At 71.5% G+C, this 20,871-nt stretch carries 17 protein-coding genes and 3 pseudogenes; 12 read left to right on the top strand and 8 right to left on the bottom strand.

Features of this window, described 5'->3' with window-relative positions:
- Positions 1-440: 440 nt before the first annotated feature.
- Entirely contained in the window at positions 441-689 is a 249-nt protein-coding gene (locus G3I77_RS11855; RefSeq protein WP_248502945.1) for a hypothetical protein, read from the bottom strand.
- Between the two features lie 525 nt (positions 690-1,214).
- Here G3I77_RS11855 and G3I77_RS11845 point away from each other — a divergent pair.
- Both G3I77_RS11845 and G3I77_RS11840 read left to right on the top strand, forming a co-directional pair.
- Positions 1,215-1,783 (top strand): annotated as a pseudogene (locus G3I77_RS11845) (PadR family transcriptional regulator).
- Positions 1,784-1,868: 85 nt separating this feature from the next.
- Positions 1,869-2,408 (top strand): bacterial proteasome activator family protein, encoded by a 540-nt coding sequence (locus G3I77_RS11840; protein WP_282572824.1) that lies wholly within the window; start codon positions 1,869-1,871, stop codon positions 2,406-2,408.
- A gap of 81 nt (positions 2,409-2,489) precedes the next feature.
- Here G3I77_RS11840 and G3I77_RS11835 read toward each other — a convergent pair whose 3' ends face one another.
- Positions 2,490-4,136 carry a protein kinase gene (locus G3I77_RS11835; RefSeq protein WP_248502943.1) on the bottom strand — a complete coding sequence of 549 codons (1,647 nt, stop codon included), beginning with the start codon at positions 4,134-4,136 and terminating at the stop codon, positions 2,490-2,492.
- A gap of 347 nt (positions 4,137-4,483) precedes the next feature.
- Here G3I77_RS11835 and G3I77_RS11830 point away from each other — a divergent pair, with 347 nt between their 5' ends.
- The 6 genes from G3I77_RS11830 (at position 4,484) to G3I77_RS11805 (ending at position 13,469) form a co-directional block, all read left to right on the top strand.
- Entirely contained in the window at positions 4,484-6,076 is a 1,593-nt protein-coding gene (locus G3I77_RS11830; RefSeq protein ID WP_248502941.1) for a protein kinase, read from the top strand.
- Between the two features lie 425 nt (positions 6,077-6,501).
- On the top strand, positions 6,502-7,689 hold the full coding sequence (gene pdhA / locus G3I77_RS11825) for a pyruvate dehydrogenase (acetyl-transferring) E1 component subunit alpha (RefSeq protein ID WP_248502939.1): 1,188 nt from the start codon (positions 6,502-6,504) through the stop codon (positions 7,687-7,689).
- A 1-nt stretch (position 7,690) separates the two neighbouring features.
- On the top strand, positions 7,691-8,668 hold the full coding sequence (locus G3I77_RS11820; RefSeq protein ID WP_248502937.1) for an alpha-ketoacid dehydrogenase subunit beta: 978 nt from the start codon (positions 7,691-7,693) through the stop codon (positions 8,666-8,668).
- Positions 8,669-8,678: 10 nt separating this feature from the next.
- On the top strand, positions 8,679-10,124 hold the full coding sequence (locus G3I77_RS11815; RefSeq protein ID WP_248502935.1) for a dihydrolipoamide acetyltransferase family protein: 1,446 nt from the start codon (positions 8,679-8,681) through the stop codon (positions 10,122-10,124).
- A gap of 246 nt (positions 10,125-10,370) precedes the next feature.
- On the top strand, positions 10,371-12,605 hold the full coding sequence (locus G3I77_RS11810; RefSeq protein ID WP_248502956.1) for a glycoside hydrolase domain-containing protein: 2,235 nt from the start codon (positions 10,371-10,373) through the stop codon (positions 12,603-12,605).
- A 48-nt stretch (positions 12,606-12,653) separates the two neighbouring features.
- Positions 12,654-13,469: a twin-arginine translocation signal domain-containing protein gene (locus G3I77_RS11805; protein ID WP_248502933.1), complete on the top strand. Its 816-nt coding sequence runs from the start codon at positions 12,654-12,656 to the stop codon at positions 13,467-13,469.
- 49 nt (positions 13,470-13,518) lie between these two features.
- Here the strand turns inward: G3I77_RS11805 and G3I77_RS11800 are convergent, their stop codons facing one another.
- Positions 13,519-14,418, bottom strand: coding sequence for a D-alanyl-D-alanine carboxypeptidase family protein (locus G3I77_RS11800; RefSeq protein WP_248502931.1), 900 nt, complete (start codon positions 14,416-14,418; stop codon positions 13,519-13,521).
- Positions 14,419-14,626: 208 nt separating this feature from the next.
- On the opposite strand from G3I77_RS11800, the gene G3I77_RS11795 reads away from it, so the two are divergent.
- Together G3I77_RS11795 and G3I77_RS11790 are read left to right on the top strand one after the other, a co-directional pair.
- The gene (locus tag G3I77_RS11795) at positions 14,627-15,277 is read left to right on the top strand and encodes a GntR family transcriptional regulator (protein WP_031137501.1); all 651 of its coding nucleotides are present in this window, start codon (positions 14,627-14,629) and stop codon (positions 15,275-15,277) included.
- Positions 15,274-16,569: a nitrate/nitrite transporter gene (locus tag G3I77_RS11790; protein ID WP_248502929.1), complete on the top strand. Its 1,296-nt coding sequence runs from the start codon at positions 15,274-15,276 to the stop codon at positions 16,567-16,569. The genes G3I77_RS11795 and G3I77_RS11790 overlap by 4 nt, the downstream gene beginning before the upstream one ends.
- Positions 16,570-16,575: 6 nt before the next feature.
- On the opposite strand, the gene G3I77_RS11785 is transcribed toward G3I77_RS11790, so the two are convergent.
- Together G3I77_RS11785 and G3I77_RS11780 are read right to left on the bottom strand one after the other, a co-directional pair.
- The gene (locus tag G3I77_RS11785; RefSeq protein ID WP_248502927.1) at positions 16,576-17,310 is read right to left on the bottom strand and encodes a cyclopropane-fatty-acyl-phospholipid synthase family protein; all 735 of its coding nucleotides are present in this window, start codon (positions 17,308-17,310) and stop codon (positions 16,576-16,578) included.
- Between the two features lie 109 nt (positions 17,311-17,419).
- Positions 17,420-18,244 (bottom strand): maleylpyruvate isomerase family mycothiol-dependent enzyme, encoded by an 825-nt coding sequence (locus G3I77_RS11780; protein WP_248502925.1) that lies wholly within the window; start codon positions 18,242-18,244, stop codon positions 17,420-17,422.
- Between the two features lie 181 nt (positions 18,245-18,425).
- Here G3I77_RS11780 and G3I77_RS11775 point away from each other — a divergent pair, with 181 nt between their 5' ends.
- Positions 18,426-19,223, top strand: coding sequence for a carbon-nitrogen family hydrolase (locus tag G3I77_RS11775; RefSeq protein WP_248502923.1), 798 nt, complete (start codon positions 18,426-18,428; stop codon positions 19,221-19,223).
- 19 nt (positions 19,224-19,242) lie between these two features.
- Here the strand turns inward: G3I77_RS11775 and G3I77_RS11770 are convergent, their stop codons facing one another.
- Both G3I77_RS11770 and G3I77_RS11765 read right to left on the bottom strand, forming a co-directional pair.
- Positions 19,243-19,734, bottom strand: a complete 492-nt coding sequence (locus G3I77_RS11770; RefSeq protein WP_248502921.1) for an LURP-one-related/scramblase family protein — start codon at positions 19,732-19,734, stop codon at positions 19,243-19,245.
- Positions 19,731-20,078: pseudogene (locus G3I77_RS11765) on the bottom strand (helix-turn-helix domain-containing protein); the annotation flags it as partial. The gene G3I77_RS11770 and the pseudogene G3I77_RS11765, both read right to left, overlap by 4 nt.
- 62 nt (positions 20,079-20,140) lie before the next feature.
- Between G3I77_RS11765 and G3I77_RS11760 the strand changes: the two are divergent.
- Positions 20,141-20,599: pseudogene (locus tag G3I77_RS11760) on the top strand (alkyl hydroperoxide reductase); the annotation flags it as partial.
- A 10-nt stretch (positions 20,600-20,609) separates the two neighbouring features.
- On the opposite strand, the gene G3I77_RS11755 reads toward G3I77_RS11760, so the two are convergent.
- The gene (locus tag G3I77_RS11755) at positions 20,610-20,855 is read right to left on the bottom strand and encodes a DUF6458 family protein (protein WP_248502919.1); all 246 of its coding nucleotides are present in this window, start codon (positions 20,853-20,855) and stop codon (positions 20,610-20,612) included.
- Positions 20,856-20,871 lie beyond the last annotated feature (16 nt).

Raw genomic sequence — 20,871 nt, 5'->3', positions numbered from 1 at the left:
CCGGCGCCGGACCCCGGCAGCTCCATCGCACCTGCGTAGCGACCGCTGCCGACCCCTCCACCGGGTGTGGAGGAGAGCGGCCATGTCGGCAAGGTCCCTGCTGATCGCCCCCGGGGGCGCCTGACACCCACCGCCGGGCCCGTGGCGCCCTCTCCCGACGGTGGGCCGGGGCCCGGCGCCGGACCCCGGCAGTGGCATGCCCCGTCGCCGGGTTCGCTGCGACGGGGTGTCCGACCCGCGCGGCCGGACTCGTCCCACCCGCCGGTTTCACCGCACCCGCAGGGCGCAGGACCCCGGCGGCAGCCCCATCGCACCCGCGCGGCGCTCGCGGCCTCCCCTAGGGGGCTTCTGATGGATCTCCGCGGCGTCGCGACGCCCGGCACGCCGAGAGCACCCACCGAACGCCGCTCCTTCTTCCGCGGCGATCCATCAGAAGCCCCCTAGACCCGACGCAGCCGCAGCGCGACGAACGCCAGGCCCAGCCCCAGTCCGATCAGGACCAGGCCGCTGCCCAACGGCAGGATCCGCAGGACCGGGCCGACGGGGCGTTCGGCGGTCGCGGCCTCTCGTACGGGCTGCTCCGCCGGGGCGGAGGGCACCGGGGCGGTCTCCCGCGGCTCCTCGGGGATGGCCGTGGCGTCCGCGACGCCCGGTTGCTCCCCGGCGTCCTCCGGCCGTCCCGGGCGCACCCGGCCCTCCCCGGCCCGGCTCCCCGCCCGCGAGGGCTCACCGGAGGCGGAGGAGACCGCCAGGGCTGACGGCGTCGACGAAGCCGCCCGGGCCGATGCCGCCCGGGGCGACGAGGCGGACCGGGACGATGAATCAGCCCGGGGCGACGGAGCGGTCCGGGCCGATGGCGCCGCCGGGGCCGAGGGGGCGGGCCTGGGTGGCGCGGCGGTGACGGGCCCGGACCTCGCCCCATCCTCCGCCCCCTCTTCCGCCGCTTCCTCCGCCTCCTCCTCGTGCGTGAGGACAGCCCCGTGGGAAGGGACGGATCCGTAGGGTGAGACGACCGCGCCGGCCCCCAGGGCGAGCACCAGTCCCGTCGCCCGCAGTGCGCGTAGCCATGGAGTCACGTGGGTGACCCCCTCCCGCCGTGCCCGGTAGGGCAAAAACGGCAAGTTCGGTCATATTCAGGCAATCAGCCTCACACCGCCTCGGAATCCCGGCACTCCGGGTTCGGCCGACGGGCGGAATCGCTGCACAATCCGGTTATGTCGATACGTCACGGGCTGCTGGCCCTCCTGGCGGCCGGCCCCCGCTACGGCTTCCCCTGCGCACCGACTTCGAGGCCCGCACCGGCGGGACCTGGCCGCTGAACATCGGGCAGGTCTACACGACGCTGAGCCGCCTGGAACGGGACGGAATGATCGCCCACGACGACGTCGACGCGGCCGGACGGACGCTGCACGCGCTCACCGAGTCCGGCCGGGCCGAGCTGCGCGCCTGGTACGACCGCCCCGTGGAACGACCCGGCCCGCCGCGCGACGAGCTGGCGATCAAGCTGGTGATGGCTCTCGGCGCGGACGGCGTCGACGTACGGGAGGTCGTCGAGGCCCAGCGCCGGCATGTCGCGCGGGCGCTCCACGATCACGTGCGGCAGCGTGCCGAGGCCCTGGCCCGCGCGCCCGGGCACCCCGAGGAGATGGCCCGGCTGCTCGTCCTGGAGCAGCTCGTCTTCCAGGACGAGGCCGAGGCCCGCTGGCTCGACCACTGCGAGGCCCGCCTGCTGCGTTTCACCCGCGAGGAGGAACCGCCCCCGCAGGAGCAACCCGAGGGCTGACCAACTCGTCTCCTCCAGCACGGTGGATCAGCCTCGCGTGGGGGCACCACGGAGGTGAGGTGCAGGCGTGCGAGAGAATGGCGGCATGGAGATGCCGAGGAACGAAAGGTCGCCGGAGAACCCGCAGATCCTGGTCGTGGGCCAGGACGGCATGGCGCTCGGTGGCGGCAGCGCCGACGAGGACTCCCGCGAGACCCCGGTCACGGAACAGGTGGAGCAGCCCGCGAAGGTCATGCGGATCGGCAGCATGATCAAGCAGCTGCTGGAGGAAGTGCGCGCGGCTCCCCTGGACGAGGCCAGCCGGGTCCGGCTCAAGGACATCCACGCCAGCTCGGTGAAGGAGCTGGAGGACGGTCTGGCGCCCGAGCTGGTCGAGGAGCTGGAGCGGCTCTCCCTGCCGTTCACGGACGAGGCGACCCCCAGCGACTCGGAGCTGCGCATCGCGCAGGCCCAGCTGGTCGGCTGGCTGGAGGGGCTCTTCCACGGGATCCAGACGACGCTGTTCGCCCAGCAGATGGCGGCCCGCGCCCAGCTGGAGCAGATGCGCCGCGCCCTCCCGCCGGGTGTCGGCGACGGTCTCGACGAGCAGCACCCGGGCGGCCGGTCCGGCGGCCCCTACCTGTAGACGGCCACAGGCCGCACAGGCCACACATACCCAAACGGCCCGGCAGCCGAAGCTGCCGGGCCCTTTCGCGTCAGGGGGACCTCAGGAGGGCGGGTTGCCCGTCGAGACGCTGAGCTCGATCTCGGGCATGTCCTCCGGGTCGACGTCGGTGTCGGCGGACGGGAACTGGTTCATGACCGTGCCGTCGCCGTAGGTGTTCTCGTCCACCTTCTTCTCGTTCAGTTCCCAGCCGGCCGCCTGGAGACAGGCCTTGACCGACTTGATGTTCTTGAACTTGAAGTCCGGGATCTGGATCTTGTCGGGGTCGTTGTACGACTCCCGCGGCTCCGTGCACTCCTCGGTGTCGATCGTCTTCGTGGTGTCCGGCCCGCGGTAGCCGGGCTTCTTCTCCGCCGAGGCCGAGGCACTCGCGCTGCTGCCGCCACCGCCCTTGTCGTCCTCGCTGCCGCCGTTCAGCAGCAGCGCCGTGACGAGACCGCCGACCGCGACGACGGACACGACGATCGAGCCGATGATCACCGGCTTGTTGTTCCTGCCGCCGCCCGGGGAGGCCACCGCGGTCTGGGGCGTCAGGTTGTACGGCGGCGGCGTCGACGGGCCCTGCTGCGGGGCGTAGCCGGCCGGGGACGGCGTCGGATAGCCGCCCTGCTGCGGATAGCCGTACGCCGGGGACGGCCCCGTCGGGGCGGGCGTGCCGTACGGGTTCGGCGGCGGAGTCGGCTGGTACGGCGTCTGGACCTGGCCCGAAGGCGCCGGGGTCGCCTGGTCGACCGGAGGGAACACGGCCGAGCCGACGCCCGCGCCGCTCGGGGACTGGGTGCCCGGGACGATGCTCGGCGGCGCGGGCTGGAAGGACGCCGCCACGCGCAGGCACTCGTCGCGCATGGCCTCGGCGCTGGGGAAGCGCTCGTTCGGGTTCTTCTTCAGCGCGCGGGCGATCAGGGCGTCCACGGCCGGGGGCAGCGCGCGGTTGACCGAGGACGGAACCGGCGGCTCCTCCTGCACGTGCGCATACGCGATGGCCAGCGGCGAGTCCGCTTCGAACGGCAGCCGCCCGGTCACCAGCTGGAACAGCATGATGCCGACCGAGTACAGGTCGGAGCGGGCGTCCACACCGCGGCCGAGGGCCTGCTCGGGCGAGAGGTACTGCGGGGTTCCGACGACCATGCCGGTCTGCGTCATCGAGGTCACACCGGACTGCATGGCGCGGGCGATGCCGAAGTCCATGACCTTGACCACGGCGCGCTTGGTCATCATCACGTTGCCCGGCTTGATGTCGCGGTGGACCAGGCCCATCTCGTGGCTGATCTCCAGCGCGGCCAGCACGTCCGCGGTGATCTTCAGCGCCTTGTCGGCGGGCATCGCGCCCTGCTGCCGCACGTCCTCGTCGAGGACCGAGCCGAGCGGGCGGCCCTCGACGTACTCCATGACGATGTACGGCGTCGTCATGCCGTCGAGGGTGTCCTCGCCGGTGTCGAACACCGAGACGATGTTGGTGTGCGTGAGCTTGGCCACGGACTGGGCCTCGCGGCGGAACCGCTCGCGGAAGGCCTGTTCCCGTCCGAGATCCGTGTGAAGTGTCTTGATGGCGACCTGCCGGTCGAGCACGCTGTCGTACGCGAGGTGCACCGAGGCCATGCCGCCCTGGCCCAGGAGGTCACGCAACTGATAGCGGCCACTGGCGAGCGCCCGCCCCGTGTACTGGCCCTGTGCGCCGTCCTGGCTCATGTTCCCCGTCCCCCGTAGCCCCTGCAGGCGCCGCCGACTGTCGCTGATCCGTCGTTGATCCAAACCGCCATTCCCGGCCAAGTCTGCCCCAGGGCACTGACACGTCAAGCTCGGTGCCCGTTCCGTGACCGTACGAGAAAGAAGAGTCGCGTAAGCGTTACAGGGGGCGTACGGCCGGGACACAGAATTTGCACGACGGTAAGGAGTGAAGGTTTCATGGCCGGTCCGTCTTGTGCCGGTCCCGGCGCCCCTTCCCGGACCGGAGGCTTGCGCGGAGGCTGTAGCGTGGCCGACGGAGACCGTAACAACACCGCGCGCACCGCGGGCAGAAACGACGGCGAGGACTGATGGCACAGCAGCAGCGCGCTCAGGGCCCGTCCGACCCCGAGGCGACTGGCGGCGGCATGTCGGACGCGCCGGAGCTCTGGGGTAACGGCGGGTTGGTCGGGGACGGCCGGTACCGGCTGACCCGCAGACTCGGCCGGGGCGGCATGGCCGAGGTGTTCGCAGCCGAGGACGTCCGTCTCGGACGCACCGTCGCCGTCAAGCTGCTCCGCTCCGACCTCGCCGAAGACCCGGTGTCCAAGGCGCGCTTCACGCGCGAGGCCCAGTCGGTGGCCGGTCTCAACCACCACTCGATCGTCGCCGTGTACGACTCCGGCGAGGACGTCGTCGGCGGCCAGTCCGTGCCGTACATCGTCATGGAGATCGTCGAGGGCCGCACCATCCGCGACCTGCTGCTGAACGCGGAGGCACCCGGCCCCGAGCAGGCGCTGATCATCGTCTCGGGCGTCCTGGAGGCGCTCGCCTACTCGCACCAGCACGGCATCGTGCACCGTGACATCAAGCCCGCCAACGTGATCATCACGCACAACGGCGCCGTGAAGGTGATGGACTTCGGCATCGCCCGCGCCCTGCACGGCGCGTCCACGACGATGACGCAGACCGGCATGGTCATGGGCACCCCGCAGTACCTCTCCCCCGAGCAGGCGCTCGGCAAGGCCGTCGACCACCGCTCCGACCTGTACGCGACGGGCTGCCTGCTCTACGAACTGCTCTCGCTGCGCCCGCCGTTCACCGGCGAGACCCCGCTCTCCGTGGTCTACCAGCACGTCCAGGACATCCCGACGCCGCCGTCCGAGGCCTCCGACGCGTGCCCGCCGGAGCTGGACGGCCTGGTCATGCGCTCCCTCGCCAAGGAGCCCGACGACCGCTTCCAGACGGCCGAGGAGATGCGCGGGCTGGTCCAGTACGCGCTCCAGATGCTCTACGACCAGGGCGGCCACACCGGCACCTGGAACACCGGCCCGGTCGACATGCACGACGGCCGGCACACCCCGTCGGGCGGCTTCGCCGGCACGGCCGTGATGGGCCACCCCGGTGACGCCTCCGGCACCACCCAGATCCCCGCGCCGATCCTGCCCGGGGGTGGCTACGGCGGCGGGGACGACGGCGGCTTCGAGGGCCACGGCAACAAGGGCAGCGGCCGCGGCAAGCTGTGGATCCTGGCCGTGCTCGCGGTGATCGCGGTCGCGGCGGGTGTCGCCCTGGCGCTGCAGAACACGGGTGGCGACAAGGACGGCCCCGGCACCAAGGAGTCGCCGACCACCTCGCAGACGACCGAGAAGAAGACGCCCAGCGAGACCCCGAGCGACGAGCCGACGAACGAGCCGACCGACACGTCCACGGACGACGGGACCGGCACGGGCAACGGCAACGGCAACTGGACGCCGTCGTACACGCCGTCCTACAGGCCCTCGCAGAGCGCTCCTCAGTCGCCCACCGGCCAGCCGTCCGACCCGCCGACCTCGGCGGAGCCGACCGGCGAGCCGACGGACGAGGAGCCCACGGACCCGCAGACGCCGCCGGACGACACGGGCGGTGCCGACGGCGGAACCACGGAAGGCGTCGTGGGCGGCGCGGGCGGCGGCGAAGGCTGACCCCGCTGCTCAGAGGCATGATCCACGCGCGCGTGGGGCCCGGGAACGGGGCCCACGCGCGCGTGCCGTTTGGGCGCGCCGACAAGTTGACTCTTCCCGTGACCTGGGTCACCGGGTTAACGTGCGGTTGCTCCGGCCTCCTGCAAGGCTGTGACCAGGGCCCCTTCCACGCCTTTCCGATTTACTTGGATATCCAAGCAAAATCCCAGGTCAGGAGGGGTTTCACAGAAATGTGGCGCACTGGGTAACGTGCTTGTTGCAGGGCGCTCGCCGGGGCACCTGTCACGCCTGTTCCCGGCCGAGTGGCACCCACCCCGTGCCCCGGTGGTCGAGTTCAGGTGAGCCGCTCCCCCAGGCTCAAAAGAGCAGGGGGGACCCCCAGGCCTACCGGCAACCCCGTGGCCCGGACCGACGGAGGAGCACACGTGACCGTGGAGAGCACTGCCGCGCGCACACCGCGACGCAGCGCCGGAAGCAAGGCCGGCACCACCGGCACCAAGCGCACCCGCACGACGAAGAAGGACGCCGGCACCGAGCCCCAGCTCGTGCAGCTGCTGACGCCCGAGGGCAAGCGCGTCAAGAACGCCGAGTACGACAAGTACGTCGCCGGCATCACCCCGGAAGAGCTCCGCGGCCTCTACCGCGACATGGTGCTCACCCGTCGCTTCGACGCCGAGGCCACCTCCCTGCAGCGCCAGGGCGAGCTGGGCCTGTGGGCCTCGCTGCTGGGCCAGGAGGCCGCCCAGATCGGGTCCGGCCGGGCCACCCGCGAGGACGACTACGTCTTCCCGACCTACCGCGAGCACGGCGTGGCCTGGTGCCGCGGCGTCGACCCGGCCAACCTGCTCGGGATGTTCCGCGGCGTGAACAACGGCGGCTGGGACCCGAACAGCAACAACTTCCAGCTCTACACGATCGTCATCGGCTCCCAGACGCTGCACGCAACCGGCTACGCCATGGGCGTCGCCAAGGACGGCGCCGACAGCGCGGTGATCGCGTACTTCGGCGACGGCGCCTCCAGCCAGGGCGACGTGGCCGAGTCGTTCACCTTCTCCGCGGTCTACAACGCCCCGGTCGTGTTCTTCTGCCAGAACAACCAGTGGGCCATCTCCGAGCCCACCGAGAAGCAGTCCCGCGTCCCGATCTACCAGCGCGCCCAGGGCTTCGGCTTCCCGGGCGTCCGGGTGGACGGCAACGACGTGCTCGGCGTCCTCGCGGTCACCCGATGGGCCCTGGAGCGGGCCCGCGGCGGCGAGGGCCCGACCCTCGTCGAGGCGTTCACCTACCGCATGGGCGCCCACACCACCTCCGACGACCCGAGCCGCTACCGGGGCGACGAGGAGCGCCAGGCCTGGGAGGCCAAGGACCCGATCCTGCGCCTTCGCCGGTACCTGGAGGCCTCAAACCACGCGGACGAGGGATTCTTCGAGGAACTGGAGGCCGAGTCCGAGGCGTTGGGCAAACGAGTGCGCGAGGCGGTCCGTGCCATGCCGGACCCGGACCACTTCGCGATCTTCGAGAACGCCTACGCGGACGGACACGCGCTCGTCGACGAGGAGCGCGCCCAGTTCGCCGCCTACCAGGCGTCGTTCGCCGATGAGGGGGGTAACTGAGATGGCCGACAAGATGGCACTGGCCAAGGCGATCAACGAGTCGCTGCGCCGCGCCCTGGAGTCCGACCCCAAGGTCCTGATCATGGGCGAGGACGTCGGCAAGCTCGGCGGCGTCTTCCGGGTGACGGACGGCCTGCAGAAGGACTTCGGCGAGAGCCGCGTCATCGACACCCCGCTCGCCGAGTCGGGCATCGTCGGCACGGCGATCGGCCTGGCCCTGCGTGGTTACCGCCCGGTGGTGGAGATCCAGTTCGACGGCTTCGTCTTCCCGGCGTACGACCAGATCGTCACGCAGCTCGCGAAGATGCACGCCCGCTCGCTGGGCAAGGTCAAGCTCCCGGTCGTCGTGCGCATCCCCTACGGTGGCGGCATCGGCGCGGTGGAGCACCACTCGGAGTCGCCCGAGGCGCTCTTCGCGCACGTGGCGGGCCTGAAGATCGTCAGCCCGTCCAACGCGTCGGACGCGTACTGGATGATGCAGCAGGCCATCCAGAGCGACGACCCGGTGATCTTCTTCGAGCCCAAGCGCCGCTACTGGGACAAGGCCGAGGTCAACACGGAGGCGATCCCGGGCCCGCTGCACAAGGCCCAGGTGGTCCGTGAGGGCACCGACCTCACCCTGGCCGCCTACGGCCCGATGGTGAAGCTCTGCCAGGAGGTCGCGGACGCGGCCGCCGAGGAGGGCAAGAACCTGGAGGTCCTGGACCTGCGCTCGGTCTCCCCCCTCGACTTCGACTCGGTCCAGGCGTCGGTGGAGAAGACGCGCCGCCTGGTCGTCGTCCACGAGGCGCCGGTGTTCTTCGGGTCGGGCGCGGAGATCGCCGCGCGGATCACGGAGCGCTGCTTCTACCACCTGGAGGCCCCGGTGCTCCGGGTCGGCGGCTACCACGCGCCGTACCCGCCGGCCCGCCTGGAGGAGGAGTACCTGCCGAACCTGGACCGGGTACTGGATGCCGTCGACCGCTCGCTGGCGTACTGAGGAGAGGGTCGTGACGACGATGACGGAAGCGTCCGTGCGCGAGTTCAAGATGCCCGACGTGGGCGAGGGACTCACCGAGGCCGAGATCCTCAAGTGGTACGTCCAGCCCGGCGACACGGTCACCGACGGCCAGGTGGTCTGCGAGGTCGAGACGGCGAAGGCGGCCGTCGAGCTGCCCATCCCGTACGACGGCGTGGTCCGGGACCTGCACTTCCCCGAGGGCACCACGGTCGACGTGGGCACGTCGATCATCGCGGTGGACGTGGGCGGCGGCAGCGCCGCGCCCGCGCCCGCCGCCGAGCAGCCCGCGGCAGCCGAGCCGGCGCAGGAGCCGAAGGCGGCGGGCTCGGGACGCCAGCCGGTCCTGGTGGGCTACGGCGTGGCGACCTCGTCCACCCGCCGCCGCCCCCGCAAGGGCCCGGAGGTCCCGGTCCAGCAGGCCTCGACAGCGATCCAGACCGAGCTGAACGGCCACACGCCGGCGGCCCCGGCCGCGACCGCCCCGGCAGCCGCGACCGCCCCGGCAGCCCAGGCCGCCCCGGCCGGCGCGGAACGGCCGCTGGCCAAGCCCCCCGTCCGCAAGCTGGCCAAGGACCTGGGCGTCGACCTGACGACCGTCGTCCCGACCGGCCCGGACGGCATCATCACCCGCGAGGACGTGCACGCGGCGGTCGCCGCCGCCGTCCCCGCGGTCCCCGAGCCGTCGGTCGCGTCCGCCCCGGCCGCGACCCAGGCTCCGGCGTCGTACGACACCACCCGCGAGACCCGCATCCCGGTCAAGGGTGTCCGCAAGGCGACGGCGGCGGCGATGGTCGGCTCGGCGTTCACCGCGCCGCACGTCACGGAGTTCGTGACGGTCGACGTGACGCGCACGATGAAGCTGGTCGAGGAGCTGAAGGCGGACAAGGAGTTCGCGGGCCTGCGCGTGAACCCCCTGCTGCTGATCGCCAAGGCGCTGCTCGTCGCGATCCGCCGCAACCCCGACGTCAACGCGTCCTGGGACGAGGCCGCCCAGGAGATCGTGGTCAAGCACTACGTGAACCTGGGCATCGCGGCCGCGACCCCGCGCGGTCTGATCGTGCCGAACATCAAGGACGCCCACGCCAAGACCCTGCCGCAGCTGGCCGAGTCGCTGGGCGAGCTGGTGGCGACGGCCAGGGACGGCAAGACGTCCCCGGCGGCCATGCAGGGCGGCACGGTGACGATCACCAACGTCGGCGTCTTCGGCGTCGACACGGGCACGCCGATCCTCAACCAGGGCGAGTCCGCGATCCTCGCGGTCGGCGCGATCAAGCCGCAGCCGTGGGTCCACAAGGGCAAGGTGAAGCCCCGTCAGGTCACCACCCTGGCCCTGTCCTTCGACCACCGCCTGGTCGACGGCGAGCTGGGCTCGAAGGTCCTGGCCGATGTGGCGGCGATCCTGGAGCAGCCGAAGCGCCTGATCACCTGGGCGTGAGCCGACTGCGGCGGCCCCCTGCCCCTCCGGGCGGGGGGCCGCCGGCGTGTGTCCGGGGTGAACCAGCGGTTCGCCGAGGATCACAAGAGTCTCCTCGAACTCCCCCAACTACCACACAGTAGGCGGTTTATCCGGACATACGATCAAGCTCACCACGAGATCGACCATGCGCCCGGCGACCCGGGGGAGGCCCGGTTCCGGGCTGCGGCGGGCGCGGTCACTCCCTCGAAAGTGAGTGAACCCCCCATGCGCGACGCGATGGTGCTCAAGGCCCAGAGATTCGTGAACTCCGTCTACGGCAGCCGTATCGGCACGACCGTGGAGGAGACCGGCGAGGCCGACTGGGCGACCATGTACGCCCTGACCCGTGCCCTGCAGTACGAGCTGGGCATCACAGCGCTCTCCGACAGCTTCGGTCCCACCACGCTCAGCACCCTGACCGCCAAGTACCCCGAGCTCAACGCGGACACCGTCCCCTCGCCCGACTTCTGCCGCATCATCCAGGCCGGCCTCTCCTGCAAGGGCTACGACGGCGGCGATCTCGACGGCACCTACGGCGCGCGGGTGCGGGCGGCCGTCGCCCGGCTCAAGACCGACATGGGCGTCGAACAGGCCTTCCCGGGCACCGGCTTGACGCCCAAGACGGTCAAGGCGCTGCTGACGATGGACTCGTACGTCCCCGGCGCCTCGGGCACCGGACAGGTCAGGGCTGTCCAGCAGTGGCTCAACGGCCGCTACCTGAACCGGCGGGACTTCTACGTCATCGCCTGCGACGGGGTCGTGTCCCGGGACACCGTCAAGGCGCTTCTCTTCGGCGTGCAGTACGAGCTGGGCATGGCGGACGGCACCGCCAACGGGAATTTCGGGCCCGGTACCCAGTCGGGCCTGAAGGCGCATCCCGTGACCCAGGGTGACAAGGGCGTCTTCGTCCAGCTGTTCTCCGCCGGGATGGTCCTGGGCCGGCGGCCCGCGGCCCTCACCGACACCTTCGGCTCGTCCCTCGCCGCAGCCGTCCGGGCCTTCCAGACCTTCGCGGCGCTCCCGGCCACGGGCGAGGGCGACTTCGCCACCTTCGCCTCCCTGCTGGCGTCCTTCGGCGACCAGTCCCGCCCCGCCCGGGCCTGCGACACCGTCGCGAAGGTCACCCCGGCCCGGGCGGCATCGCTCAAGGCGGCCGGGATCACCTACGTCGGCCGCTACCTCACCAACCCGAGTGCCACCTCGCTGCCGGAGAAGGCCATCCAGCCGGGCGAGCTCGCCACCATCGCCCAGCAGGGCCTGCGCTGCTTCCCGATCTACCAGACCGTCAACAACGACGCCTCGGACTTCGACTACGTCGCGGGGCGGACCGCCGGGTACGCGGCGGTCAACGCCGCCCGCGACCACGGCTTCGGGCGGGGGACCCGGATCTTCTTCGCCGTCGACTTCGACGCGATCGACGCCGAGATCACCGCGAGCGTCCTGCCGCACTTCAAGGGCATCAAGGAGGCGATGGCGGACTCCGGCCACCCCTACGAGATCGGTGTCTACGGCTCCCGCAGCGTGTGCGCGCGGGTCGGCGCGGCCGGCTACTCGACGGCGAGCTTCGTCGCCGACATGTCCTCGGGCTTCGAGGGCAACGCCGGGCACCCGCTGCCGCAGGACTGGGCCTACGACCAGTTCGTCATCCGTACCCTCGGCTCCGGTGACGGGCAGCTCGAGATCGATGCCGACATCGCCTCGGGGCGGGACACCGGGCAGGGCTCGTTCGACCGGCCGCGGCCCGCCGTCCCGGACGTCGCCCTCGACGCGCGCCAGGTGCCGGCGCTGCGGGCCGACCTCTCGCGCTACATGCGGTCGATCGGGCGCCCGGACATGGGCGGCATCGGCAGCGAGGCGCGGCTCTACACCAACGCGCAGGCCGTCGCGGCGATCCAGGACCAGGACGGGCTGATCACCGAGCTGTCGACGACGTACACGATGCGCAAGGCACTGATCCAGACGGTGGTCTACTGGGCCATGCGCGACTACGGCCTCGCCGGCCAGTCCGCCGACCAGCAGGTCGCCGACCACCACCTCACGGGCTCCGGCTCCGTCAGGGACTCGCACACCGGCATCGGCGAGATCAGCGCGAGCGACGCCATCCAGGCCTGGAACCACTGCATCGGCTGGGGCTTCACCAGCGGCGACCACCGCGACCCGGCCAAGGACGCCGACCTGTGGACCGTGTGGCAGCAGCTGAACAAGGACAACGCGTTCAGTGTGCGCACCGCGGCCCTGATCCACCTGTGGGGCACCCGGGGCAGGCCCGGCGGCCGGCTGCCCCCCGGCGACCGTGTCACCACCCCGCGGTCCATGCGCCTCGACCTCGCCGAGTTCGAGATCACCGAACTCCTGCGCCGCTACCGGGCCTGGGACCCCGACGTGGAGTCCCAGACGCACCAGAGCCTGGCCGTCTACCAGATCTTCGAGACGTACAACAGCATCGTCCGCAATGCCTGAGCGCGTGTGCGCAGAGAACTTCAGCAAGAACTTCAGGAAGAGACTCCGTTGAAGCTCAGCCTCCCCCGCATCCCCCGCAGACCGTCAGCGCCCGGTGCCGCGCACCGTCGCGGCCTGTCCCGCCGTGCCCTGCTCGGCCGGATCGCCGCCGTCGGCGGTGCCGTGGGCGTCGCCGCCCTGCCCCTGTCCCATTTCCTGTCCCAGGCGTACGCCGACGCGAACAACCCCATCCCGGCCCGCGTACGGGACGCCCTGCGCAGCGCGCAGGACCGGACCCGGCGGGTGCTGGCGGGCTCGCGCTCCCACAACGGCTGGGAGACGGAGAGCGTCGCCGACGACGGCGGCACCGTCTACACCCGTCCCGTCCCCGGCACCCCGCTCAAGGGAGTCGCCGTGCGGATGGGCGACGTGGAGACTGTTCTCGTCCACCTGGTACGCCGGTTCCACTACGAGGTCGACCCGCTGCGCCGCGGCGACGTCGTCGGATGGCACGACCCCGCCGGCCTCGCCAGGAACGGGCCCGAGTCCAATCTGGCGTCCGGCACGGCCGTGCGGATCCGGCCCGGCTTCTACCCGCGCGGCGCCCGGGGCGGCTTCTTCCCGCAGCAGGAGGTCGTGATCCGCGACATCCTCGCCGAACTCGACGGCGTGGTCCGCTGGGGCGGCGACGACCGTACGCCCGACGAGTCGCTGTTCTGCGTCGACGTACGGCCGGGCGACCGGAGGCTGGCGCAGGTCGCGGCGCGGATCCGCGGCTGGCGGCTGGAGCCGGGAGCCGGTGCGGGCTCCCCGGTGAACGTGCTGTCGGGCGGCCGGCGCAAGGCGGCCCGGGCGGTGGAGCGCCGTCAGCGCACCACCGCGTGACAGACGAGGGGGCCCTGCCGCGGTGTGCGGCAGGGCCCCCTCGGTCGTCCTACTTGGTGAAGCCGTAGTTGAGCAGCTTCGTCGCGTCCGACTTGCGTGCGGACAGGCCGGTCGAGGCGAGGACCGTGCCGATGACCGTCTTGCCGTTGCGGGTGGCGGCGAAGACCAGGCAGTACTTGGCCTCCGGGCCGGAGCCGGTCTTCACGCCGATCGCGCCGGTGTAGCTGCCGAGCAGCGGGTTGGTGTTCTCCCACGGAGCCATCGTCCGCGTGCCACCGGTCTTGGTGGTCGTCTTCGCCGTGTACTTCTTCGTCTTGACGACCGTGCGGAACATGGAGTTCTTCATCGCGGAGCTGGCGAGCTTGGTCAGGTCGCGCGGCGTGGAGTAGTTGGCGCCCTTGCCGATGCCGTCGAACGAGTCGAAGTGGGTGTTCTTCAGACCCAGGTTCTTGGCGGTGGTGTTCATCTTGCCGATGAACGACTTCACGCGGGCCGAGCGCGTCGAGCCCGAGCCGAACTTGTCGGCGAGCGCGTACGCCGCGTCGCAGCCGGACGGCAGCATCAGCCCGTAGAGCAGCTGGCGGACGGTGACCTTGTCGCCGACGATCAGCTTCGCGTTGGACGCGTAGTTGTTGTCGACGATGTAGTCGCTGTACGCCTTCTGGATCGTGACCTTGCTGTCCAGGTTGAGGTTCGACTGCTTCAGCACCACCAGGGCGGTCATGATCTTGGTGGTCGAGCCGGTCGAGCGGCGGGTGTCGGCCGCCTTGGTGTAGAGCGACTTGCCGGTCGCGTTGTTCATCGCGTAGCCGCCCTTGGCGGCGATGGAGGGCGCCGAGGCGGCCTGCGCCGGCGCGACGGTGAGGGCACCGGTCGCGAGCATGGCGCCGGTGGTCACGGCGACGGCCGCGGCTCTGCGGAGGCGAGTGCCCTGAATGCCGGTTATCAAGTGAAGTACCCCGATTACGTCGAATGCCCCAACGGTGCGGCCGAGTTGAGGACGAGGGGAAAGGGGCCGCACGTGTCTGACTCGTAACTAGCACACGTGGTTGTGCTGTTGCCGAGCGGGACCCCCGCATTGCCACAGATGTGTGACATTCAAGTCCGCATATTGGACGTATCCATCCATGCGTACCTGTTGTATCTATGCTGTCGGCATGACTCTGGCAGTGAAGCAACCGCCCGCCGCCGACCGCGTCTACGCCCATGTCAAACAGGGCGTCCTGGAGCGCCGCTACGAGGGCGGGACCCTCCTCACCGAGGGCGAACTCGCCGAAGCCGTGGGGGTCTCCCGCACACCGGTCCGTGAGGCGCTGCTCCGGCTGGAGGCCGAAGGGCTGATCCGGCTCTACCCGAAGAAGGGCGCCCTCGTCCTGCCCGTCTCCGCGCAGGAGATCGCCGACGTCGTCGAGACGCGGCTGCTCGTCGAGGAGCACGCGGCCCGCAAGGCCGTACCCGCGCCCGCCGGGCTCATCGAGCGCCTGGAGGAGCTGCTGGCCCGGCAGAAGAAGCAGGCCGCCGCCGGGGACCTCGCCGGGGCCGCCGTCACCGACCGCTGCTTCCACGCCGAGATCGTCCGCAGCGGCGGCAACGAGATCCTCTCCCGCCTCTACGACCAGCTGCGCGACCGCCAGCTGCGCATGGGCGTCGCCGTCATGCACTCCCACCCCGACCGCATCGCCAAGACCCTCGCCGAGCACGAGGAGATCCTCGACGCGCTGCGCTCCGGTGACGCGGAGGCGGCCGTCGGCCTCGTTCACCGGCACATCGGCTGGTTCTCGCACCTGGCCCGGGGGGAGGTCCGATGAGCGCCACCGCGATACCGGGCGATCCGCCGGGCGGCCGCAGGGCACTGGCCGTCTGGGGCACGGGCGTCTCGGTCTACTTCGTCGCGGTCATCTTCCGCACCTCCCTGGGCGTGGCCGGCCTCGACGCCGCCGACCGCTTCCACGTGAACGCCTCCGCCCTGTCCACCTTCTCCATCCTCCAGTTGATGGTCTACGCGGGCATGCAGATCCCCGTCGGCCTGCTGGTCGACCGGCTCGGCACCAAGAAGGTGCTGGCCCTCGGCGCGGTGCTGTTCACCGCCGGGCAGCTGGGCTTCGCCTTCTCCCCCTCGTACGGCACGGCGCTCGCCTCCCGGGCGCTGCTCGGCTGCGGTGACGCGCTGACGTTCATCAGCGTGCTGCGCCTCGGCAGCCGCTGGTTCCCGGCCCGGCGCGGGCCGATGGTCGCCCAGTTCGCGGGACTGGTCGGCATGGCGGGCAACCTGGTCTCCACGCTCGTCCTGGCCCGGCTGCTGCACGGCATCGGCTGGACGGCGGCCTTCGCGGGCAGCGCGGCGGCCGGGGTCGTGGTGTTCGTCCTGGTGCTGCTGTTCCTCAGGGACCACCCGGAGGGCCACGAGCCGGAGCCGCTCCCGCACCAGGGCGCGGCCTACGTACGCCGCCAGATCGCCGCCTCCTGGCGGGAGCCCGGGACGCGACTGGGCCTTTGGGTGCATTTCACCACCCAGTTCCCGGCGATGGTGTTCCTGCTGCTGTGGGGTCTGCCGTTCCTCGTCGAGGCGCAGGGGCTGTCCCGGGCGGCGGCCGGTGAACTGCTCACCCTCGTCGTCCTGTCGAACATGGTGGTGGGCCTGGTCTACGGCCAGATCGTCGCCCGGCACCACGGGGCGCGGCTGCCGCTCGCGCTCGGGACGGTCGGCACGTCGGCGGCCCTGTGGGCGGCGACGCTCGCCTACCCGGGCGCGCACGCCCCGATGTGGCTGCTGATCGTGCTGTGCACGGTGCTCGGGGCGTGCGGACCGGCGTCGATGATCGGCTTCGACTTCGCCCGCCCGGCCAACCCGCCCGAACGGCAGGGCACCGCCTCCGGCATCACCAACATGGGCGGCTTCGTGGCCTCCATGACCACGCTGTTCGCGATCGGTGTGCTCCTGGACGCCACCGGCGACGACTACTCCCTGGCCTTCTCGGTGGTGTTCGTGCTCCAGGCGGTCGGGGTCTCCCAGATCCTGCGGCTGCGCGGGCGGGCGGCACGACGGGAGCGGGAGCGGCTGGTGGCCAGCCGGGTGGAGACGGTGCACGTGCCGGCGTGACGTACGTCAGGCGGTCGGTACGAGGGTGAGGTAGGCGAGGCCGAGGACACCGCGGTAGGTGAGCCACCTGGCGCGGTGCCGGTCGGCGCGCTCACGGGTCTGGGCCGCCAAGGGGTGGTCGGGGTGCTCGGCGAGCCACACCTCGGTGTCCGCGAGGTATCCCGACTCGAACTCCTCCCACTCGTCGAGGCTCGCGGTCTCCGTCCACTCCGGCCTGAACCCCGCGTCGACGGCCAGGCCGATGAGGGTCGCGAGGTCGGGGTGGTCCGTCACGGCGGCGTCCGGCCACATGCGGGACAGTTCGGCGGGGGTGGGGGTGCGCTGCCAGAAGCCCTCGCCGAGCAGGACGCGGCCGCGGCCGGTGACCAGGCGGCGCAGTTCCCCGAGGGCCTCGGGGAGCCGGTCGCCGAGGGCCTGGCTCGCTCCGACGCAGAGGACGAGGTCGGCGGGGCCGTGGGTGGTGCCCGTGGCGGACTCTTCCGCGAAACGGGTGCGGGACGCCAGGCCGCGGTCTTCGGCGGCCTTCCGCCCTCGCGCCAGGTCGTCGGCGTTCAGGTCGATGCCGGTGCCGGTCGCCTCCGGCGTGGCGGCCAGGATGCGGAGTATCAGTTCGCCCGAGCCGCAGCCGATGTCCAGAACCGAGGTGGGGCGGTGGCGGGTGAGGCGTTGTACGAGGGCGTCTGCCCGGGTTTCGGACAGCGGGCCGTGGAAGGTGAGGCGGGTGCGGTGCGGTGGGGTCATGCCGAGGGACGCTACGGGTGGGGGCGGGGCCGCGGCACGGGGTTTTCGCCCGGCACCGGCGCCCGCCCTGCCGCCCCGGGCGGCACGATCCCCCGCAGCCGGGTGACTCCTACTGCGTCACCGTGAAGTTGCGCAGGATCGCCGCCGTCAGTTCCGGGTCGCCCTCCGTCTTCAGGCGGTCGGAGACCGACTCCGGGCTCACACGGCCGCAGGCCAGGCGGACGTACATCTCCCAGTCGAGGGTGAGGGTCGCGGCGGGGCCGAGGGCGGGGGCCGTCTCGAGGCTGCCGCGGCCCTGGATGTCGACGCGGATCGTGCGCAGGAACTCGACGGGCCCGTGCACGTCGAAGACGATCGCCGAGCTGCGCGGTGCCTGCGCGTCCTCGGCCACCACGCGCGGGAGTTCGCCGAGCAGCACGTCACGGGCGATCAGCGCGCCGGGGGAGTCGAGGTTGCCGGGCCGGCCGAGAGCCGTGCGCAGGTCCTGCTCGTGCACCCACACGTCGAACGCGTGCCGCCGCATCGACTCCTCGAGGGTGAGCTCGCTGCCGAGCGGCCCCCGCACCTTCGTGCCCGGGTCGCGCGACTCGTTCCGCAGCTGCCGGTTGCGGCGGATGATCACGTACTCCAGCTCGGAGGTCATCTCCGGCGCCGTGTGGTGGCGGCGGACGTCGACCTGCATCTCCATGTAGCGCTGGTGCTCGTTGGTGACGTGGAACAGGTCGCGCGGGAGGCTGTGGATGGGGCGCGGGTCGCCGAGCATCTCGCAGTCCAGACCGATGACATGGGAGACCACGTCCCGCACCGACCACCCGGGGCACGGCGTCCGCCGGTTCCATTCGGCCTCCGCGAGCGGCTGGAGCAGCTCGGCTATCGCTTCGACGGAGTGGGTCCAGGCATCGGCGTAGGGCTGGAGGGTGGGATGCAGACTCACGGAACGGGACCCCTCGGCGGTTCGGTCACGGGCAGGTGGTGGCGGCGTTGCCAGTGGGAGGTGGCGGCTGTCGGCGGGCGTCTTGCGAGCTAAGTTACGCTGCTGTGAGGCACCCCGGCAGTGCTTTCGTGTGACGATCGTAGGCCCGTGTGGACGGCTCGAATGCCAGGACGGTGGTAGTGTGCGCGCCTCTGTGATCCAGATCGCCGTAAACGAGGACGAATCGGTTGAAGCGCGCCGCCGACGCGTGGCGGCGATGGTCCGGGAGCAGGCCGGGGCCGATCTCGTCGTCCTGCCGGAGCTGTGGAGCACGGGCGCCTTCGCCTACGAGGAGTTCGGGCGCGAGGCCGAGCCGCTCGAGGGGCCGACGTACGAGGCGATGGCGAAGGCCGCGAGCGACGCGGGCGTGTGGCTGCACGCCGGATCCGTCCCGGAACGGGACCCTGACGGGCCGCTCTACAACACCTCCCTGGTCTTCTCCCCCTCCGGCGACCTGGCCGCCGCCTACCGCAAGATCCACCGCTTCGGCTTCGACAAGGGCGAGGCCGTGTTGATGGGCGCGGGCACCGAGCTGGTGACGGTGCGTCTGCCCGAGACGACCCTGGGCCTGTCCACCTGCTACGACCTCCGCTTCCCCGAACTCTTCCGCGGTCTCGTCGACGCCGGTGCCGAGACGCTCGTGGTGGCGGCGGGCTGGCCGGAGCGCCGCCGGTCCCACTGGACGCTGCTGGCCCAGGCACGGGCCGTGGAGAACCAGTCGTTCGTCCTCGCCTGCGCAACGGCCGGGACGCACGCCGGAGTCCCCCAGTCCGGCCACTCGATCGTGGTCGACCCGTGGGGCGAGGTGCTGGCTCAGGCCGGTGCCGGCGAGGAGGTCCTCACGGTGGAGTTCGACCCGGGGAAGGTCGCGACGACCCGGGAGCAGTTCCCGGCGCTGAAGGACCGGATGCTGGGACTCCGGCCCCCTCGCCGGCCCTGAGAGCGCACCCGCGGGCGGTTCAGTCCTCCCGCTCCTTCTCCGCCAGATGGATCACACACACGGCCACCGCGATCAGCAGCGCGGGATCCGCGTCCTCGTGGACGACGTCCACCCCGTAGGTGTCCCGGACGGTCAGCCACCGCCGGGAGATCACCGCCAGCAGCTCCCCGTCGTACTCGACGGCGAACTCCCGGTCGAGGATCTTGCCGCTGACGTCCAGCTCGTTGCCGTCGGCCAGGGACACCCGGTAGTGGTTGCGCAGCAGGGACAGCCGTTTCCGCCGGATCGTCGCCAGCGGCTCCCCGCTCCGCTGGAGCACCATGGTGTCGCGCAGGGCGAGCATCTTCTGGTGGATGTCGACGAGGACGCGCCCCTGGGTGTCCTTCAGTTCCCAGGTGTCCCGCAGCCGCAGGGCCTTTCCGTCGACGAGGAACACCTTGCTGCCGCGGTCGTCCTCGATCCAGTAGTCGTCGCCGAAGCCGAGGAGCCGGTCGTACACGAGGAATCTCATGACACCAGGGCTTCCCCGCCGCCCGGTCCGAAACGCCGTCTGTAGGCCGACGGGCTGAGGCCGGTCGCCCGCCGCAGGCGCGTGCGCAGGTTGGCGGCGGTACCGAGCCCGCTCCGGGCCGCCACCACGTCCAGCCGTTCCTCACCGCGCTCGATCAGCCGGCAGGCCAGTGCCACCCGCTCCCCGATCAGCCAGGCGAGGGGTGTCGTGCCGAGCTGGTTGCGGAAGCGCCGGTGGAGCGTGGAGGGGCTGACACGCGCGCGTCCGGCCAGGTCCGCCACCGTCAGCGGCTCGCCCAGCCGCTCCTGCGTCCACCTGTCCTCCCCTGGGACGTCGCCCACCGGCAGGGCAAGCTCTGGATCGCCATGGCCGGTGTCCATCAACCGTGGGCGTACGCCCCGGAACGTCATTCGTGGTCGTGGAGTCGGCCCGGCACCGGCTGACCCGGCTGCGGCTGCCGGAGGAGGCGGTGACGGTGCCGGACGTGGCCCACCGTACGCGGCGGGAAGCGACCGAAGTCGCGCCCGGGCGGCTCCGGTTGGACGTGATCTTCCAGGCGCCGCCCGGGCAGAAGCCGGACACCCGGTACGGCCCCTCGACCCGCCTGCTCGTCTCGTCCACCCCGCCGGAGCTGCTGCGCAGCGGCGAGGGCGCGGGAACCGATCCGTCCCGCGCCCTCGAACTGGACCCTGCCGTACCGGAGGGCGTGCTGCATGTGTCCGCGATGGCCGCCTCCTGCGACGACGACCCGTCGAACGAGTACCCCGCCTGTCATGTCCACCAGCAGGACTGGGGCGTGCCCGTCCGCCTCACCGAGGCGGGGTCGGACCGGCTTCCCCTGGTGCCGGCAGGGATGGACGCCTGATCGTCAGGCGTCACACTCCGTATCCGCCGTGGTAGCCGTCGCGGCGTGCCGCCGGGTCGTCCACGACCGGCGTCGTGGGGGGTACCACCACACGCCTGCGCCGGTAAATGCTGCTGAAGACCGTGACGCCAATCAGTCCGACAATCATGAAGATGACTCCGACCAGGTCGAGGTTGACCCCCTGCATGTCCCAGTCGGTCGCGAACGTGAGGATGGCTCCCACGGCGATGAGGATGATGCATCCGCCGAGGCCCATGTGTGTCGCCTCCCTG

The sequence above is a fragment of the Streptomyces sp. D2-8 genome (assembly GCF_023184515.1).
Classification (GTDB): Bacteria; Actinomycetota; Actinomycetes; order Streptomycetales; family Streptomycetaceae; genus Streptomyces.
Note: the sequence above shows the minus strand (reverse complement) of the source record. Positions and strands in the feature narration are given on the sequence as shown.

Bases quoted from the DNA above. Each gene is read 5' to 3' on its own strand.
- G3I77_RS11840 (WP_282572824.1), top strand. From the start codon at position 1,869: ATGGAGATGCCGAGGAACGAAAGGTCGCCGGAGAACCCGCAGATCCTG.
- G3I77_RS11835 (WP_248502943.1), bottom strand. From the start codon at position 4,136: ATGAGCCAGGACGGCGCACAGGGCCAGTACACGGGGCGGGCGCTCGCC.
- G3I77_RS11830 (WP_248502941.1), top strand. From the start codon at position 4,484: ATGGCACAGCAGCAGCGCGCTCAGGGCCCGTCCGACCCCGAGGCGACT.
- G3I77_RS11820 (WP_248502937.1), top strand. From the start codon at position 7,691: ATGGCCGACAAGATGGCACTGGCCAAGGCGATCAACGAGTCGCTGCGC.
- G3I77_RS11810 (WP_248502956.1), top strand. From the start codon at position 10,371: ATGCGCGACGCGATGGTGCTCAAGGCCCAGAGATTCGTGAACTCCGTC.
- G3I77_RS11795 (WP_031137501.1), top strand. From the start codon at position 14,627: ATGACTCTGGCAGTGAAGCAACCGCCCGCCGCCGACCGCGTCTACGCC.
- G3I77_RS11790 (WP_248502929.1), top strand. From the start codon at position 15,274: ATGAGCGCCACCGCGATACCGGGCGATCCGCCGGGCGGCCGCAGGGCA.
- G3I77_RS11785 (WP_248502927.1), bottom strand. From the start codon at position 17,310: ATGACCCCACCGCACCGCACCCGCCTCACCTTCCACGGCCCGCTGTCC.
- G3I77_RS11770 (WP_248502921.1), bottom strand. From the start codon at position 19,734: ATGAGATTCCTCGTGTACGACCGGCTCCTCGGCTTCGGCGACGACTAC.
- G3I77_RS11755 (WP_248502919.1), bottom strand. From the start codon at position 20,855: ATGGGCCTCGGCGGATGCATCATCCTCATCGCCGTGGGAGCCATCCTC.